Raw genomic sequence first — 17,957 nt, forward strand, 5'->3', positions numbered from 1 at the left:
CTTTCCGTATTTAAGTTTGTTAGCACTTACATCCATCGTCAAAGATAGCTTTGTAATTTGAACTTTATTCTTTAAAATTAACTTTTCGCAAATTGGTTAAGAAATACTGTTTTTTATTTTGGTTAAATCGATCACCTTGAACCTTGACTCCTAGTAAATAAATATCTCCTTCTTTTAAAATAGAGCCAAATTTTTCATAAGCCGGTGGAAAAATAATAATTTCTTGTTCGCTAGATGTATCAGCAAAACTAGCAAAAGCCATTGTTTTTCCATTTTTGGTCCTAATTTGCTTTAACTTCATTAATTTACCCACGCTAATACCACTATCATTTAACTGAAATTGATTCAATGGTCTAGCGTTAAATTTTTGTGCATATTTTTGTACAGCTATTAGAGGAGTAGTTGTTGTAGTAAAGCCTAAAGCTTTCTCTTCCATTTCTGCTTTTTGGGCAGCAGTCGGTGGCTCAGCAGGCTTAAGTGGTGCATCCCCCAGAATCTCAGATAAAGACATATTTTGTCCCGTTAATTGCACATTAGCAATTACATCTTTGCAGTTAAGCAATAACTCATTGCGATTATCTTCGATTGAGTCAAATGCTCCAGCCATAATCAATGCTTCAATTGCGTCTACTTGTAAGAACTTAGCGTCGATTCTACGCAAAAAATCATTAAAAGACTTATACGGTTTAGTATTGGCAGCTATTTCCTTAGCAAAATCAAGACGTAATCCTTTAATTGCTTTTAAACCAACTAAAATCTTGCCATCTTGTAAAGTATAGTCTAATTGGCTATGATTGATATCAGGCGGCAAAATACGAACTCCAGCTTCCTGAGCTTGCATCGAATAGCTTTGCGCTTTAGCAGACGTTGATGAATTGAGCATCGCTGTGTAAAATGCAGCAGGATAATGAACCTTCAAATAAGCTAGCCAAAAGGCAATCTTGGTATATGCCACCGCGTGTGAACGGTTAAAACCATAGTTAGCAAATTGCTCTATATAATGATAAACTCGCTCACCTACTTCTTTAGGATGACCTTTTTTGACCGTACCAGCAATAAATTTTCCACGTTCTTGCTCAATGACATTCTGATTCTTTTTAGACATCGCACGTCGTAAAATATCGGCTTCACCCAATGAAAATCCTGCCAGGATTTGAGCTGTTTGCATGACTTGTTCCTGATAAACCAAAATTCCATAAGTTGATTGTAAAATTTGCTTTAAACTGGGATCAGGATAATGCACAGTAGCCGTACCATTTTTTCTTGCAACAAATGCGTCAATATTTTGCATTGGACCTGGACGGTATAAAGCGTTCACCGCTACTAGGTCCTCAAAATTGTCGGGATGCAATTTACGCAAAACACCACGAATCCCACCAGATTCAAATTGGAAGACTGCATCTGTTTTACCTTGTTGAAACAGTTCCATTGTTTTGGGATCATTTAACGGAATTGTATTAGGATCTAGCTTTACACCTTGCTGCCGCACTAAAGCTAAAATATTGCCTAAAACTGTCAAATTGCGCAATCCCAAAAAGTCGATCTTTAGCAAACCTAATGATTCAACATATTTTTTGGTTTGCTGAGTTACAGGAATGCCGAAAGGACCAGCCTGCAATCCCGAAATGCCAGCAATCGAATCATCACTAATCACCAATCCAGCCGCATGAATAGAATAATGCCTTGGCAATCCCTCAAGTCCTAAAGCAGTCTTAAATAACAATTTATTCTCAGGCGTTGCATCAACCAATAATCTTAGTTCTCTAGACTCTTGATATGCTTTTTTTAATCCCATTTTATCTTTAGAGTACGGGATTGCGTGAGTCCACTTAGTGATTTCTGGTCCTGTTAAGCCAAAAACCCGGCCAACGTCTCTTAATACTTGTTTAGCAGCCATTGTACCAAAAGTCAAAATTTGAGCAGCATGATCCATGCCATACTTTTGATACATATACTTAATTACTGTATTCCGTTGAATATCAGGAATGTCCAGATCAATATCAGGCATCTCATGACGAGCCGGATTTAAAAAACGCTCAAAGAGTAAATTATATTGGATGGGATCAACTTCAGTGATACGCAAAGAGTATGAAACCAGTGAACCACAAGCTGAACCACGTCCTGGACCAGTAGTAATTTTTACTCGGTGACAATAGTTAATTACATCCCATACAATCAAAAAATAATCATCGAACCCCATCTGATTGATGACTCGTAATTCATAATTTAATCTTTTCTGATACTCGGCTGGAATACTTTTTTGACCAAAGCGCGCTTGTAAACCAGTTTGAGCCAAATAACGCAAATATTCTTCTGAAGTCGGAAACTTATCTTGATGATATTTAGGTAAGACCGGTTTTTGAAAGATCACTTCAGCATTACATTTCTGAGCAATTTTCCAAGTATTATTAATTGCATCATCCAAGTCATATTGATGATAGCGTTCTAAAACATTTTGTGCAGAATCTAAATAATGCGAACCAGCTTGCTTAGCTAGTGGCAATATATCTTGCAATTTATCTCCCTTAGCAATCGCACGCAAAGTTTTTTGTAAAAATTGCTCACGTGGCCGTAAATATTGACTATCTTCCACTGCAACTAAAGATAATTCAAATTGCTTAGCTAATCCACGGACATAATCAATGTAATCTATACTTGCTTTTGAAGCATATACACCCAAATAAAGATCAGACGTTAACTTCTTTAGTTGGCGAACATAATCACTGCCTAATGCCTGATTTGTATCATGCAGCGCCATTAATTCACTTTTTAGATTAGCTGGTACGATAATCAACAAATCATCTAAATATTTGGTTAATTCATTCAGCGTTAAGACCTTATCGTTTTGCCCATTTTCCGTTAACAAATTTACCGCGCTAGAAAGTCGCAATAAATTATGATAGCCCTTATTTGTTTTGGCAAAAACTAGCAAATCATATTTTTGGGTGCTATCAACCAAACCATTTAAACGCAGTTGCATCCCAAGAAGTGGTTTAATTCCCGCCTTTTTAGCCAACTCATAAAAATTGACCAAACCATAAGTCACGTTCACGTCGGCTAAACCAACCACAGGATAGCCCTTCTCTTTAGCGTCTTTTATCAAATCACTTACCTTGGTTGGACTACTTAAAAGCGTAAAGGAGCTTATGTTTTGAAGTGCTGCTACTTGCATAAATTAACCACCTTTCGTCATTACAAACATTAAATTAAGTATACCAAATTGAACCAATCAGGTTTGAATTTGCGCTTCATTTTTGATAAAATCTTACACGAAAGAAGGAATCATTATGGGTCGTTATATCATCACAACTGTATGGAGCGTAATCTACATGTTAGTTGTAGGCTTTATTGCTGGTCCTTTAACCCGAAGTGCTTCATTCAACGGCACAGATTTAAGAAATTGTGTAATCGTTGGGATCATTTTTGGTATTCTTTTCTCAGCAATTATTGCGACTATTACTGCTCGTTCACACAAAGATAATAGTAAATACAGTAAGTTAAAATAATTATTCAATCTATTCAAAAAAGACGTGAGATGTTTTTATTCTCACGTCTTTTTCGTTTGGTTTAGTAAAACTTATAATTCTTTTTTGTATCTACTTCGACTGGTCCATGAGTCAAATATTCGCTAAACATTTGTACATAGTCCTTATCCAAAGTGGTTTCAATTTTGTCCATACTATATTCAGGATAAAATCCCCCACCCATAGCACGATAGTTGTTAACTGCTAAATGATAAATCTGATCATCTTTGATTGGCTTACCGTGCAAAGTTAGTTTAGTCAGCCGTTCACCTACTGGTCTGGATAAATCCGCTTCATATTCGACTGGATAAAAGACATCAAAATGATACAACATTGGCTTAGGCTTAATCCATCGATCAATAAAGCCAATGTTTCCTGCTTCATCTTTCTTCAAAAAGCCAGCAGAGTGCTCAATAATATGACGTAATTCTTTACCAGTCAGCTTCACACGACACAACTGATTAGCATACGGATAATTTAACAAAACATCTCTCATAGTAATGGTCTTATCAAATCCCTTAGCTGTCTCACTCATCACTGCAGTTGCCGAAACATCAGCTTTAGTAAACCATAATTGCATTTGCTGGATTAAATTAATAAATGGCGCGCCTTCTATTCTGCCTTTCATTGCATTTTCAATTCGAGCAGGTTTATCTAAATGTGCAATTGGTTGATCTAGCCATTTTTGTGTTCTTTTATCCAAGTCAGATACAATATCAACAATTACAGGATCAGGATCATAATCTTTAGTGTCAATCAACTTAGTGGACATTGATTTGATTTTCTTAGTATCATCATCAATATCAAGAACCACTTCAGCTACAGCTTCACCGCGATAACCTGGTTGAACAATAGCAGTATCGCGTGTAACCAAATTTAAGCGCCGATGCTGGTGACCTGTCAATAGGACATCAACTTCTGGAATTTTGGTTAAAATCTGATAACCTTCATTTTCACCACGATTAGGTTCAGTCACCTTACCAGTTTCAGGATCACTTTCAAAGCCACCATGATACATCACAGCTAAAATATCAACCTGAGGGCGTAATATTTTGGCATAATGCTTAATTTTTTCGTAAGCAGAGGCAAACTTTAAGCCTTTTACATTTTCTTTAGGTTCCCAATGTGGGATATATTGCGTTGTAATCCCCAATAAACCAATCTTTAAGCCATTTCTCTTGATAATAGTGTATTCTCTACCAAAAAATGGAACTCCTGTTTCTGCATCCAGTACATTATCATTAATGATTGGTGCCTCATTGTTATCAACATAGTAGCTTAAATAATCTAATCCAAAGTTAAAATCATGGTTACCTAAACAGCGAGCATCATACCCCACTGCATTATAAGCTTGCGTAAAAATACGTAAATCACTATAATCACCAGTTGAATGAGCATAGGAAGCAAGTGGTGAGCCTTGCAAACAATCACCTGCATCGGTAACTACAACATTGTTATCACCATACTTTTTCTTTTCAGATTTAATAACTGAGCTAACTCTACTCAAACTAAAAGGAGCATGATAGTCGGTTTTATTTTGGTAATCAGTTGGCAACAAAAATCCATGTGTATCACTAGAATGTAAAAATACTAACTTCATTATTTCTTTTTCCTTTTTCTAGGTATAAAAAAAGACACCATATCAAAGGTGTCCTTTAACTAGTTATTGCTGTTGTCGTTGTTATTTACAACTTGACGACCCTTGTAATAACCCTTTGGTGAAACACGGTGGCTTAAGCGGTATTCACCAGTAGTTGCATCATAGTGCATTGCTGGAACACTCAACTTAATGTGACCACGACGTGAACGTTTCTTTTGTTTAGAAGTATGTCTTGCAGGAACTGCCATTTAATTTGATCTCCTTTATTGTAGTCTTAAGCTTCAGGGTCATATAACCCCGAATCACTCACGTAGTTCAATCATACTATTCAATTGCTAATAAATCAAGATTTATTCTATTTTCTTCTCTTTTTTATTGAAGAAAGTGACCTTGTGATCCGTTTTTTCCTTAGTATCTCGTCCAAAGAACCAAGCAATAATCATCCCGATAATCACCATTACCACTAACACAACAATTAGTGGTAACCTCACCTTAAAAAAGCCAAAATTAATTGCGACAGGTGATGTATTTAAAACAACAAAAATTACTGCAATTAAAGCCACAACTGATCCAATAATTAAATTTCTTTGTTTTTCCATCTTTTTTTACTTTCTAGAAGCAAACTTTAAGGAAATCTCATCACCAATCGATGGAAATAGATTATACAATTTAGCCGCTACAGCTAAACTAAGTGGTAAATTTAATTCACGTTTATCACTGCCAAAGAAGTGAACTACTTGCCAAGCAACATCATCTGGATCCAACATAAATTCTTGAACATTTTTGACATAATTTCCAGTCTTATCTGCTACATTAAGGAAATTAGTATAAACTGGTCCTGGGTTTACAGTCATTACCTTGACACCAAATGGCTTTAATTCTAGCCGTAAGACATTTGAAAATTGAATTACGGCAGCCTTAGATGCACTGTAAGCGGCTGACTTGGTAGTTGGTACCTTGCCAGCAATTGAGCCAAAATTAATAATTTGACCAGTCTTTTGTTCCATCATGACCCTACCTACTAAACGAGTAAAGTACATCAAACCTAAAACATTAACTTGGAACATATTGGTAACGTCTTGCATTTTTTGGTCCATAAATTCTTCGAATTTACCAAAACCAGCACAATTAACTAAAAAGTCAATGTGTTTTACTTGTTTAGTAATTGCATTAAAGGTTTGTTCAATTTCTTCCGGCTTACCCATATCTGTTGGAAAAACATATGCTTCAGCACCGGATAGTTCTTTAGCTTCTGCTGCAATTTCATCTAATTGGTTCTTTCTTCTAGCAATTAAAATTACAGTAGCACCACGACCAGCACTTTCAAGGGCAATGGAACGTCCAATCCCACTTGAAGCACCTGTAATTACAACAACTTTATTTCTTAATGAGTCTTTCATTTTTCTGAGCCTTTCATTGGAATATTAATCTGATCAAAATCATTAACTAATACTGTATTAGAAAATACTTTTTTAGCCTGTTTTTCGAGTTTTTTCGCTTTAGCACCCATATAACGAGCAGAAATATGATTTAGACATAATAATTTAACATTATCTTTCCGAGCAATTTTGGCTGCTTCAACCGAAGTAGAATGATAATAATCATGCGCCAGTTTTTGTTCATCCCCTGCAAAAGTTGATTCATGGACTAAAACATCTGCATCTTTAGCCAAACGAGCAATACTTGGCGTGGAACGTGTGTCATAGATGACCGTCACAATTCTTCCCGATTTAGTAGGTCCTAAGAAATTTTTACCATCCAAAACAGTACCATCAGCTAAAGTTACTTTTTCGCCATTTTTTAATTTCCCCAAAAGTGGCCCATTAGGAACATTATACTGTGCTAACTTGTCAATTAATAATTCGCCTGGATGTGAAGCCTCCACTACTCTAAAACCAAAACTAGGTATCCGGTGGTCTAGTTGCTCCGTATACACTCGAAAGCCCTTATCCTCACAGATTAACCCTGATTTAGCTAATTCAACAAACCTTATAGGATATGAAATTTTAGTCCGAGATACCTTAAGAGCTGTTCTAACAAATTCTTCAATACCACTGGGACCATAAATAGTAATAGGACCAACATCACCTTGAAAAGAACGAGTTGACAATAACCCTGGTAACCCAAAAATGTGATCACCGTGATTATGTGATATAAAAATTTTGGTAACTTTTCGTAATTTAATATTTGTTCTTAAAATTTGATGCTGAGTTGCTTCACCTACGTCAAAAAGCCAGATTTCATTCAATTCATCCAGCAACTTAAGTGCAACACTAGAAACATTGCGTTGCTTTGAAGGTTGCCCAGCACCAGTACCTAAAAATTGTAATTCCATGAAAATCCTATTCTAATCTAAAATTTTGAATGCTTAACAATTGTTTTGGTAACTAATGCACTATAGTATTTTGAGCCCTCTAAATTAGGGTGAGTATGATCACCGTAGAACCAGTCAGGATGATTCTTCGAGTATGAATACCAATCAATTATTATAAGATTATGATACCGTTTTGCACCTTGCTTTAGCAAATTATTCACTGAATTTTGCCAATCTCTAGTTGGAACGTGAACATTGATCCAGAAAACTTTTCTCTTAGGCCCAGCCTGATGCATTATTCGATCAAGATCTTCCATTGAGAAAGGTCCATTAGTTCCTAACCCTATTAAGATATTATCTGCTAAAACTCCTTGACTTTGATAACTATCTAATAAGCCAAAAGCAACATTCAATTGTCTTGAAACAGCAGCATCAATTAACGCTTTAGGCATTAATTGTTTTAAATCGTTGCTCGAACCGGCCATTACCGAGTCGCCAATCGCAGTTACTTGAACATGTTGAGCCAATTGCAAATCTAACTGGGAAATACCATATTTAACAAAAGATTTGTTAATAGGATGCTTTTTAGTTTGAAGCTCAGCTTCACGAATAATTTTAGATTTTTTTTCTTTTTTCTTTTTTTCTTTTTTTAACTTTTCAATTAATTTAGCATTATCCTTTTTTTGTTTTTTAGAATTCTGATTAATTCGCTGTGCTAATTGGCTTTTATTAAAGTCTTCTGCTTTTACTCCTGGTGAAATAGCAATAGCTGCTGATCCTAAGATTAAAATCAAAGCTGCTAAGGCTGCTTGACCTTTCTTAAAGTAATCTTTTGTTTCAAAATTAAAAATTCGAGCAAAATATTGCTTCGTTTTATCCCAGGTAATCCTACCCATTGGTCTTTCAATCAAACGATAAGTAATTTCTGTAATCACTAAAATTAAAATCACTTCAATAAGGTGATACAGCATTGGATTATCACCAATATTTACCTTATCTTCAAAAAAGATCATTACTGGAAATTGATACAGATAGATGCCATAGCTTCGTGAGCCAATCCAATCAAATAACTTATTAGTTAGGATTTGATTCCAATGACTGCCAGGATGAGCAATTACCGCTACTAAAATACATACATCTAAAGTAAATAACAACATTCCGCCAGAGTAAGTAAAGGCTTGTTGTGGATTCATCCACTTAGAGAAGAACATTGCTAACATTAAAACAAATGAAGCAAGGCCCACCAAGTCCAATATCCAACTTACTTTTCGTTCGACTTGCTGATTTAAACCTTCTATCGGCCAAACAACTGCTAATGCTGCTCCTAATCCTAAAGAAAAGAAACGAGTATCAGTTCCGTAATAAATCCGATTAATATCAGCCTTTAAAAAGTATAGGATTGCCATTTCTAATGCAGAAACAGCTGATAGACCAACTAAAATCCAGAAAATATTTTTTTTCTTTTTAACCAATTTAACTAGTAAATAAATGACAATTGGCCAAACAATATAAAATTGGCCTTCAATTGACATCGTCCATAAATTAGTAAATGGTGATTCATTAGCTGCAAAACGCTCAAAATAGCTTTGACCATTATGAATTTGCCAAAAATTAAATACATTTAATAGATTTGCAAGTACAACCTGATTTAATTTAGCCAGTAAATTTCGTTGAAAGATAAAGATATAGGCTGCACTTAACCATAAAACAGTAATTAATTGTGGATATAACTTTTTTATTCGACTCAAATAAAAATGACGATTATTATATGATCCTGTTTTATCATATGAATTAAGCATATGATCTGTCACCAAATATCCTGAGAGCACGAAAAAAATCGGCACTCCCAGATATCCTCCCATAAAGGAATTAGGATCCAAATGATAAAGAATTACTCCGATAACTGCTAAGGCTCTAAGGCCAGAATACCCCGTAATAAACCTATTTTTTTTCATACCCTATCTCTACTCTTATTGTACGAATTCAAAGACAAACTTGCCAATAGCCACATCATCACCATTAACAGCTCCTTTTTCACGTAGTGCGTCATCAACACCTAAACGCTTAAGCTTTCTTGCTAAACGCATAATACCGTCTTGGTGATCCAAGTTGGTCATTTGAACTAATCTTTCTAATTGTTCACCCTTAACGATAAATTCATGTTCGCCAACTTGCTCAACTGTAAATTCATTCTTTTGTGGTGCCTGATACTTATATTCTTTAATCTTTTGTGCTAGCTTAGGTTGTTCTTCAGCCTGTTCTTGTTCAACTTCAGTTACTAAGTTGGCAGTATCTGACATCAACTTATCTACGCCTTTATGAGTTACACTTGAGATCTCATAAATAGGTTCATTATTTCCTTCTGCTTTTAATGCTTTTTTAAACTCAGCTAGTTTTTCCTCAGCACCAGGAATATCCATTTGTGAAGCTACAATCAATTCTCGCTTCTTTGATAAATCTGTTTCGTAATTTTTGAGTTCTTTTTTAATGGTATGGTAATCATCAATTGCCTCACGACCATTATTAGGATCCATTGAAACTAGATGTAGAATTACTTTGGTTCTTTCAACGTGACGTAAAAATTGAATTCCTAAGCCTACGCCTTGACTAGCTCCTTCAATTAATCCTGGCAAATCCGCCATTGAAAAGTCACGACCATCTGGCAAGATAACCATTCCCAAATTAGGAGTTAAAGTCGTGAATTGATAAGCAGCAATTTTGGGCTTGGCCTTAGTTGTTACTGATAACAGTGTTGATTTACCAACTGACGGAAAACCAACTAAGCCGACATCAGCCAATAATTTTAATTCTAAACGCAAAACGCGATCTTCACCTGGTTCACCATTTTCAGCAATTTCTGGTGCAGTATTAACACTAGTTGCAAAATGGATATTACCGCGACCGCCGCGACCGCCTTTAGCAACGACTAGTTCTTGGCCCTTTTCAGTTAAATCACCAATCAATTCATTAGTGTCATAATCATATACAGTAGTACCAACTGGAACTTTTAAATAAAGATCCTTAGCTGCACGGCCATATTGTGATTTAATACGACCATTTTCACCACTATCCGCCTTAAACTTACGCCGATAGCGAAAATCCATCAAAGTTCTTAAGCCGCTGTCAGCAACAAAAATAATACTGCCGCCACGGCCACCATCACCACCGGCTGGACCGCCATTAGGGACGTATTTTTCATGGCGGAAAGCCACCATGCCATCGCCGCCTTTTCCGGCTTGTACTTCGATTTTAGTTTGATCAACAAATGTAGGCATGTATATCTCTTCCTTCCGTCTTAATCTAGCTTTTAATACTATACCACAGAAATACGCATGATATCGCGTTTTCTCGGATTACAATGTTAATTTTACCGTTTGTGCTTGAGTAAGCGTTAATCCTGCTCTACGCAAGTCATCAATTGAAGCTTCTTTAATTTTCTTCAATGAACCAAATTCGCGCAATAATTTGTTACGACTTTTAGGACCAATTCCCTTAATCGAATCTAAACGACTGGACAAAGCATTTTTAGCATGGCGTCTTCTATGAAAAGTAATCGCAAAGCGGTGCACTTCGTCTTGAATGCGCGTCATTAAATAAAAGCCCTCTGATTTGGGATTAAGGGGAATCAGTTTCAAAGGAATACCGTTGATGGGATCGCCAAATAATAAATGGTTTGTTCTGTGCTTATCATCTTTAACCATCCCCGCAACTGGGATATTCAAATTTAATTCATTTCGTAAAACATCTAAACAAGCATCGACCTGAATTTGACCACCATCCATCAAAATCAAATCAGGCATTCTTTTATGCTCGCGCAACAGTCTACCATATCTTCGGCGGACAACTTCCCTCGTGTTGCGTACTTCGTCGCCACCATTTTGATGTTCAACCTCACCTTTTAGCTTATATTTACGATAAGCTGTTTTTTCGGGTTCACCATCTTTAAAAACGACTAAAGCAGAGACTGGGTCAGCACCTTGAATATGGGAGTGATCAAAACTTTCAATAAAGTGTCCATATGGTAAGCCTAAAGCATCAAAAATTTCTTTTTGAGCGCCTTTAGTTTTTCGATTACCTAGTTCTAATAATCTAAACTTATCATCTAGCTTTAACTTAGCATTATCCTTCGCCATGTCTAGCAATGACTTTTTCTGCCCTCGTTGCGGTGTTCTAACAGGTACCTTCAAGACCTCAGCTAAAGTAGCATTATCAAATCCTTCAGGAATCAGAATTTCTTTAGGCAAAACCCTATTTCTTTGCTCATAAAATTGCACAATAAAAGAAGTGAAAGCATCTTCTGGATCTGTGGCATCTGTCAAAGGAAACATTCTAGTTTCTCTACGCAATAACTTTGCTTGCCGTAAAAAGAAGATTTGAACAGAAATCCAAGACTTGTCAACGTAATAATTAAAAATATCACGCTGCGTATTATCATTGGAAATAATTTTTTGTTTTTCAACCGTTTCTTCAATATATTTCAATTGGTCGCGAATTTCGGCTGCTCGTTCAAATTCAAGATTGCTAGCTGCTTGAGCCATTTTTTCGGTCAAACTCTGTTTAACACTAGCAATATCTCCATTCAAAAAGCTCTTGATCTTTTTAATTTGCTCTTCGTATTCTTTTTGTGGCACTTTTTTAAAGCATGCACCTAAGCACTGCCCCATATGATAGTAAAGACAAGGTCTGCCTTGATAACCATGACAGCGCCTTAGTGGAAAAACTTTTTGAATAAACTTCAAAGTGGCCTGGGCAGCATATACATTAGGATAGGGACCAAAATAGTAGCCACCATCCTTATGAACGATACTAGTTAACCGAGTTTGCGGATCGTGTTCACGCGTGATTTCTATGTAAGGATATCCCGTACCCTGCTTTAATTGAACATTATAATAAGGTTGATACTTTTTTATTAATGTAATTTCAAGTAAAAAAGCTTCCTTATCAGTTGATACAGTAATGATGTCATAATCTCGAATTTCACGAACTAATTCAGCACGACGTCCAACCTGTTTACTCTTAAAATATGAGCGAACCCGATTTTTTAAATTTTTAGATTTACCAACATATATAACCGTACCGTTAATATCTTTCATCAAATAACAGCCGGGTTTTTCTGGTAAAAGTTTTAGTTTATTCTCAATTAATTGTGTTGCCATTATCTCATCTCACTGAAAAAATTTGCATTTAATAGTTTAACACAGACTGTTTAAGAAGATCTTAACTTTGCTTATAGAAATAGCTATTCGGTACAAAAGTTGATATATTAAAAGAAATAAAATTTGAGGAGAACTTTTGATGACTAATCTAGTTTTTGACTTAATTAACCAATTTGGCTACCTAGCCATCAGTTTGCTAATTGCAATCGAAAACATCTTTCCCCCTATTCCATCCGAAGTAATTCTATCGTTCGCTGGCTTTGCAACCCATCATTCTCAAATGAATGTCTTCGGTGTAATTATTGCTTCAACAATCGGCGCGGTAGTTGGTGCACTAGTTTTATATTGGATTGGCACTTTACTTAATCCAGATCGATTAGAAAAGTTGTTCGATCATAAGTTATTCAAACTACTTGGCTTTAAAAAGGGTGATGTACAAAAGGCTATCAGATGGTTTGATAAATACGGTACCGGTGCAATCTTCTATGGTCGGTGCATCCCTGTAGTTCGTAGCTTAATTTCAATTCCAGCTGGAATAGCCAAAGTTAAATTACCTAAGTTCCTTATTTACACTAGCTTAGGCAGCTTACTCTGGAATGCTATTCTAGTTGGTCTTGGTTCCTATATGGGTGAAAATTGGGAACAAATTGTGTTAATTTTTGAAGAATACTCATTAATCATTGGAGGACTTATTCTAATTGCTTTAATATATTTCTCCTGTAAATGGTATAAGCAAAAAATTAAAGCTGATTAATTCAAACGCTCTATAAAAAATATAGAGCGTTTTCTTCTTTTAAAAATTAAAAATATCATGTAAAATTAATCTAATCTATAATAAGGGAAGTTTGCGAATGAAATTTAATATTTTTAGGAAACAAAATGTTGAGAGCTATCTCGGTAAAGACATTAAGTTCTCCAAAACAATGAACGCCGTTGATTTAATGTCTCTTGGCGTAGGAGCTGTCATCGGGACCGGTATTTTCATCTTACCCGGAACTGTTGCAGCCACATTAGCTGGACCTAGCGTTAGTTTATCCTTTGTTGTTGCAGCAATTGTTTGTGCTTTAGCTGGAATGTGTTATGCAGAATTTGCTTCAGCGATCCCAGTAGCTGGTTCTGCCTATTCATATGGGAATATCGTTTATGGCGAATTTACAGGCTGGATTATCGGTTGGGCACTGATTCTGGAATACATGCTATCTGTAGCCACTGTGGCAGCAGGTTGGTCATCATACTTCAGTTCTTTCATTGCACCATTTGGTCTAAAAATTCCACACGCTATTTCTGGTCCTATGAATCTTAACAATGGCGTTTATTTTGACTTGGTTTCTGTTTTAATCATTTTACTTATCAGTATCCTGTTGTCACGAGGGATGAAGAACTCAATTAAAATTAATGTCGTAGCTGTTTTTATTAAAATCGCCATTATTTTAATTTTTATTTTTGTAGGCTTACAGTTCATTAAACCTAACAACTATCATCCGTTCTTGCCATATCATTTTTCAGGAGTCATCAAAGGAGCAACCACAGTCTTCTTTGCCTTTCTTGGCTTTGATGTTGTTTCATCATCAGCCGCCGAGGTTAAAAATCCTAAGAAAAATATGCCCCTAGGAATTATTGGCACTTTAGCTATTGCAGCTGTACTTTATTTTGGCGTTTCAATCGTTTTAACGGGTATGGTTAATTATACCAAGCTAAACGTATCTAATCCCGTTGCTTTTGCATTGCAATATGTTCATCAAAACTGGGTAGCAGAGTTATTATCATTTGGTGCTATGCTAGGAATGGCTACCATGATGCTGACAATGATCTATTCAAGCTCTCGCTTAATCTATGCTATGGCACGTGATGGGCTATTGCCTAGTGCATTCAGTAAATTAGATAAAAAACATAACTCTCCTCAAAATGCCTTAGTCGCTGTCACTATTATTATTGCAGCAGGTGCAGCATTCTTCTCCGTTGATCAACTAGCCAATTTGGTCAACTTTGGTACACTTTTTGCCTTTACTCTTGTTTCCTTTGGAATTCTAAAATTAAGAAAAAGAACAGATATTGTTAACGATGGCTTTAAAGTTCCCGGATACCCATATTTGCCAATCATTTCTGGTTTAATTTGTATCTTTATGATTTGCCATTTAAGTTCAGAAGTTTACTTAATGGCAGCTATTTGGTTAATCATCGGTGCTGTAATTTACTTTGTTTATGGCTACCACCATAGTCAGCTTGATCATGATTAACATCAGTAAAAATTATGTAAAGAAAAAGACGATTTGCATGAATCGTCTTTTTTAGCTCTGTTTGAACTAGTTAATTTGATTAATTGCCTGACCATCTTTAAAGAAAGACAAAACATTATTCGCAACTTCTTTAGACAAATTAAATCTAGCAATGTGAGTAGCTGAACCAACGTGAGGCGTCATGATCACATTATCCATTTCAACCAATTCAGGTCTTGGATGCGGTTCGTTTTCGAAAACATCTAAGGCGGCGCCTGCAATTGAACCATTCTTTAACGCAGCAATTAATGCATCCCCGTCAATCAACGATCCACGAGCAACATTAATTAAAAACGCTGTGTCTTTCATTTTCTTTAAAAAGTCTGAATTAACCAGATGATATGTTTCAGCTGTAGCAGGAGTATGTAAACTCACAAAATCAGCTTCTTTTGCCAAAGTATCTAAGTCAACATATTTAGCATCTAATTCTGCTGCAATTTGATCATCTACTTGATGACGATTATGATAAATAATTGTCATACCAAATGCTTTAGCGAACCTAGCAACTTGTTGACCAATTCGACCCATACCTACAATTCCTAAGGTCTTTCCTTCAATGGAGTACCCTTGGTTGTCGTACTCATCGGCATTTAAAAAGACGCCTTCACGCAAAGCATGGTCATAATAATGCAATCTACGAGCTGATGCCATAATCATTGTCCAGGCAAGTTCCGCCGTTGGACGCAACACACTCTTAGGGCAATTTGAAACAACTATTCCTTTTTCTTTAGCGTATTCAACATCAACGTGGTCAAAGCCAACGCCATAAGTTGAAATTATTTTTAAATTTTTCGCAGCATCAATCATTTCTCGATCAAAAGCCATCTTTGCTACGATCACACCATCATATTCTGCAATATGATCAAGCACCCACTCACGATCATCTTCTGGTCGATGTCCTACTGGACCGATATCAACTTGACAAATATTTTTTAAATCAGTTAAGGCCTCATCTCTTAAGCCACCTAAAACTAAAACTTTTGCTTTATTCATTATTTTTAGACCTCTATTCAATTTTCATCTTAAAGTAAAAATACCACTATTTGAAAGAGAAAACATCTACTTTAATATTTTATTGATTGCAACTGCAACACCGTCGTGGTCACAATCAGCCGTAACTTCGTCAGCATGTTGCTTTGTATATTCAACAGCATTTCCCATTGCGATACCTAATCCAGCATAAGTTAACATCGGCATGTCGTTTGCTTGATCGCCTAGGGCCATCACATTACTTCGATCTATTTTTAAGTAGTCACATAGTCTTTTCAGGCCAGTCCCCTTATCGACACCGGCAGCGGTTGCTTCATAATAAAAAGGCTCAGTCTTTGAAAATACAACTCGATCTTTCATCATTTCAAATAAAGGAGATTCTATTTTCTCATCTAAATAGTCTGGATCATCAACATACATACATTTGATGATTGGTATCTGCTTCATTTCTTCTTGTGTACGATATGAGACTTCTAATTTTACGACCCGTGAATTATAAATTGTATAATGTCCCAAATCACGGTTAGCTGTATAAATTCGATCTAACGATACGCTATGAAAATGTAAGTTTAGCTTTCGCGCAATTGTCTCTAAATCTACATAATCTTCATATTTTAGCCCCTGTTTGAAAATAACCTGCCCCGCGGTTGATTCTACAACTGCACCATTAAAACTAACTACATACTGATTTTCTTGGCCATTAAGCCCTAATTCATCTAAATAACGTTGAGCACCTGACAAAGGCCGACCTGTGCAAATTACGATTTGCTTGCCTTGTTTTTGAGCAGTTAAAATTGCTTTTTTAACTGCTGGTGTAATCTCCTTCTTAGAATTAACTAAGGTTCCATCAATATCTATCGCGATTAGTTTAATTTCTTCCATTACCTTTTCCCTTAAAACAAAGAAAGCACCGCTTATGCGATGCTTCTATTAAACAGCCATGGTCTGCGTATTTTCTTTTAACTTGACCAAATCAGCCATATCATCAGCACTGATCTCAAAATCGATGTTCAAGTTTTCCTGCATTTCTTTAACATTATCACTCTTCGGCAAAACAATACAACCTAGCTGTAAGTCAAATGATAACATTAATTGAGCTGGACTAACATGATACTTTTCAGCGTAAGTCCTGATTCTTGGATCCTTTAACAAACGACCATGTGCAAGTGGAGAATATGCTTCAATCTGAATTCCTAAATTTTTACAGTATTTCATCAAATCAGTTGGCACATTTCCTATATGAACTTCGATTTGATTAACTACTGGCTTAATTGAGCTGTTATTAACAATGTTAGCTACGTCTTCTTGTAAAAAATTTGAAACACCAATTGATCTAACTTTACCGGCTTTAAGTGCTTCTTCCATTGCTCTCCAGTTTTCCAGATTGCCTTCAAAGTGACGATCATTAATTCTATTCACTTCAATCCAAGGTTGTGGTGAATGAATTAACAACATATCAATATATTCCAAACTAAATTGATCTAAAGCGTCATCAATTGCTTTTTTTGTACCTTCATAGTCTTTAATCGAAGTTGGTAATTTAGTTGTTAAAAAAATATCACTACGCTCAACATCAGAGTTCCAAATACCTTTTCCCACACCACTTTCATTGCCATAGTCTTTAGCAGTATCGAAAGCGCGGTAACCAACATTAATCGCTTGACGAATTACTTTTCGTACATCATCGTTATTAATTAGCCAAGTTCCTAGTTGAATTCGAGGAACCTCTACTCCGTTATTGAGCATTAAAGTTTTATCAGAGTACATATATACACTTCTACATTTTACTAATATGTCTCTGTTTCTTAATTCCTGTATTTGTATAGCTAATAACAATTATTAAACAATAATTGTTTTTTTCAGCCATCTGTTAATAGCATACAACAAAATTGTTGCAAATCCTATACATACATTTTATTTTTTGTGGTTCTGTTATATTTTCTAATTAAAATAGTAGCATCAATCAATGCTGCTGGGTTTATAAAGATTATCAAATAATTTATTTTATTATTCTATACAAAATTAATATTTTCGTATAAAAAGGTTCAGTATAAATTCTTGTGTAAATAGAAATTAGATAACAAAAAAAGAAGGGTT

General features: G+C 35.7%; 15 protein-coding genes. 3 read left to right on the top strand and 12 right to left on the bottom strand.

Annotated elements, in window-relative coordinates; translation table 11 throughout:
* Positions 1 to 64: 64 nt before the first annotated feature.
* Positions 65 to 3,172, bottom strand: a complete 3,108-nt coding sequence (locus CP366_RS06815; protein WP_089147737.1) for a DNA polymerase III subunit alpha — start codon at positions 3,170 to 3,172, stop codon at positions 65 to 67.
* A 115-nt stretch (positions 3,173 to 3,287) separates the two neighbouring features.
* Between CP366_RS06815 and CP366_RS06820 the strand changes: the two genes are divergently transcribed.
* Positions 3,288 to 3,506: a DUF2929 family protein gene (locus CP366_RS06820; protein ID WP_005722935.1), complete on the top strand. Its 219-nt coding sequence runs from the start codon at positions 3,288 to 3,290 to the stop codon at positions 3,504 to 3,506.
* Positions 3,507 to 3,567: 61 nt separating this feature from the next.
* Here the strand turns inward: CP366_RS06820 and CP366_RS06825 are convergent, their stop codons facing one another.
* The 8 genes from CP366_RS06825 to uvrC form a co-directional block, all read right to left on the bottom strand.
* Entirely contained in the window at positions 3,568 to 5,124 is a 1,557-nt protein-coding gene (locus CP366_RS06825; RefSeq protein ID WP_089147738.1) for a bifunctional UDP-sugar hydrolase/5'-nucleotidase, read from the bottom strand.
* 59 nt (positions 5,125 to 5,183) lie between these two features.
* Positions 5,184 to 5,372 (bottom strand): 50S ribosomal protein L32, encoded by a 189-nt coding sequence (rpmF, locus tag CP366_RS06830; protein ID WP_005720154.1) that lies wholly within the window; start codon positions 5,370 to 5,372, stop codon positions 5,184 to 5,186.
* A 102-nt stretch (positions 5,373 to 5,474) separates the two neighbouring features.
* Positions 5,475 to 5,723 carry a lipopolysaccharide assembly protein LapA domain-containing protein gene (locus CP366_RS06835; protein WP_005720153.1) on the bottom strand — a complete coding sequence of 83 codons (249 nt, stop codon included), beginning with the start codon at positions 5,721 to 5,723 and terminating at the stop codon, positions 5,475 to 5,477.
* Positions 5,724 to 5,729: 6 nt separating this feature from the next.
* Positions 5,730 to 6,524 carry an SDR family oxidoreductase gene (locus CP366_RS06840; protein ID WP_013086283.1) on the bottom strand — a complete coding sequence of 265 codons (795 nt, stop codon included), beginning with the start codon at positions 6,522 to 6,524 and terminating at the stop codon, positions 5,730 to 5,732.
* Entirely contained in the window at positions 6,521 to 7,459 is a 939-nt protein-coding gene (gene rnz / locus CP366_RS06845) for a ribonuclease Z (protein ID WP_005724643.1), read from the bottom strand. The genes CP366_RS06840 and rnz overlap by 4 nt, the downstream gene beginning before the upstream one ends.
* Positions 7,460 to 7,476: 17 nt before the next feature.
* Complete coding sequence (locus tag CP366_RS06850) at positions 7,477 to 9,393, bottom strand: acyltransferase family protein (RefSeq protein WP_081036405.1); 1,917 nt, start codon at positions 9,391 to 9,393, stop codon at positions 7,477 to 7,479.
* 15 nt (positions 9,394 to 9,408) lie between these two features.
* Entirely contained in the window at positions 9,409 to 10,713 is a 1,305-nt protein-coding gene (obgE, locus tag CP366_RS06855; protein WP_005722345.1) for a GTPase ObgE, read from the bottom strand.
* 78 nt (positions 10,714 to 10,791) lie between these two features.
* Complete coding sequence (uvrC, locus tag CP366_RS06860) at positions 10,792 to 12,594, bottom strand: excinuclease ABC subunit UvrC (RefSeq protein ID WP_065990905.1); 1,803 nt, start codon at positions 12,592 to 12,594, stop codon at positions 10,792 to 10,794.
* Positions 12,595 to 12,733: 139 nt separating this feature from the next.
* Between uvrC and CP366_RS06865 the strand changes: the two genes are divergently transcribed.
* Together CP366_RS06865 and CP366_RS06870 are read left to right on the top strand one after the other, a co-directional pair.
* Positions 12,734 to 13,348 (top strand): DedA family protein, encoded by a 615-nt coding sequence (locus CP366_RS06865; protein ID WP_005724638.1) that lies wholly within the window; start codon positions 12,734 to 12,736, stop codon positions 13,346 to 13,348.
* 97 nt (positions 13,349 to 13,445) lie between these two features.
* Positions 13,446 to 14,831 carry an APC family permease gene (locus tag CP366_RS06870; RefSeq protein ID WP_057726529.1) on the top strand — a complete coding sequence of 462 codons (1,386 nt, stop codon included), beginning with the start codon at positions 13,446 to 13,448 and terminating at the stop codon, positions 14,829 to 14,831.
* A 66-nt stretch (positions 14,832 to 14,897) separates the two neighbouring features.
* On the opposite strand, the gene CP366_RS06875 is transcribed toward CP366_RS06870, so the two are convergent.
* The 3 genes from CP366_RS06875 to CP366_RS06885 all read right to left on the bottom strand — a co-directional run bounded on the left by CP366_RS06875 (position 14,898) and on the right by CP366_RS06885 (position 17,627).
* Positions 14,898 to 15,863: an NAD(P)-dependent oxidoreductase gene (locus tag CP366_RS06875; protein WP_089147739.1), complete on the bottom strand. Its 966-nt coding sequence runs from the start codon at positions 15,861 to 15,863 to the stop codon at positions 14,898 to 14,900.
* Positions 15,864 to 15,929: 66 nt separating this feature from the next.
* Entirely contained in the window at positions 15,930 to 16,742 is an 813-nt protein-coding gene (locus CP366_RS06880) for a Cof-type HAD-IIB family hydrolase (RefSeq protein ID WP_023488616.1), read from the bottom strand.
* Positions 16,743 to 16,790: 48 nt separating this feature from the next.
* Positions 16,791 to 17,627 (bottom strand): aldo/keto reductase, encoded by an 837-nt coding sequence (locus CP366_RS06885; RefSeq protein ID WP_089145913.1) that lies wholly within the window; start codon positions 17,625 to 17,627, stop codon positions 16,791 to 16,793.
* Positions 17,628 to 17,957: the final 330 nt, after the last annotated feature.

The organism is Lactobacillus sp. UMNPBX15 (genome assembly GCF_002553785.1).
Classification (GTDB): domain Bacteria; phylum Bacillota; class Bacilli; order Lactobacillales; family Lactobacillaceae; genus Lactobacillus; species Lactobacillus crispatus.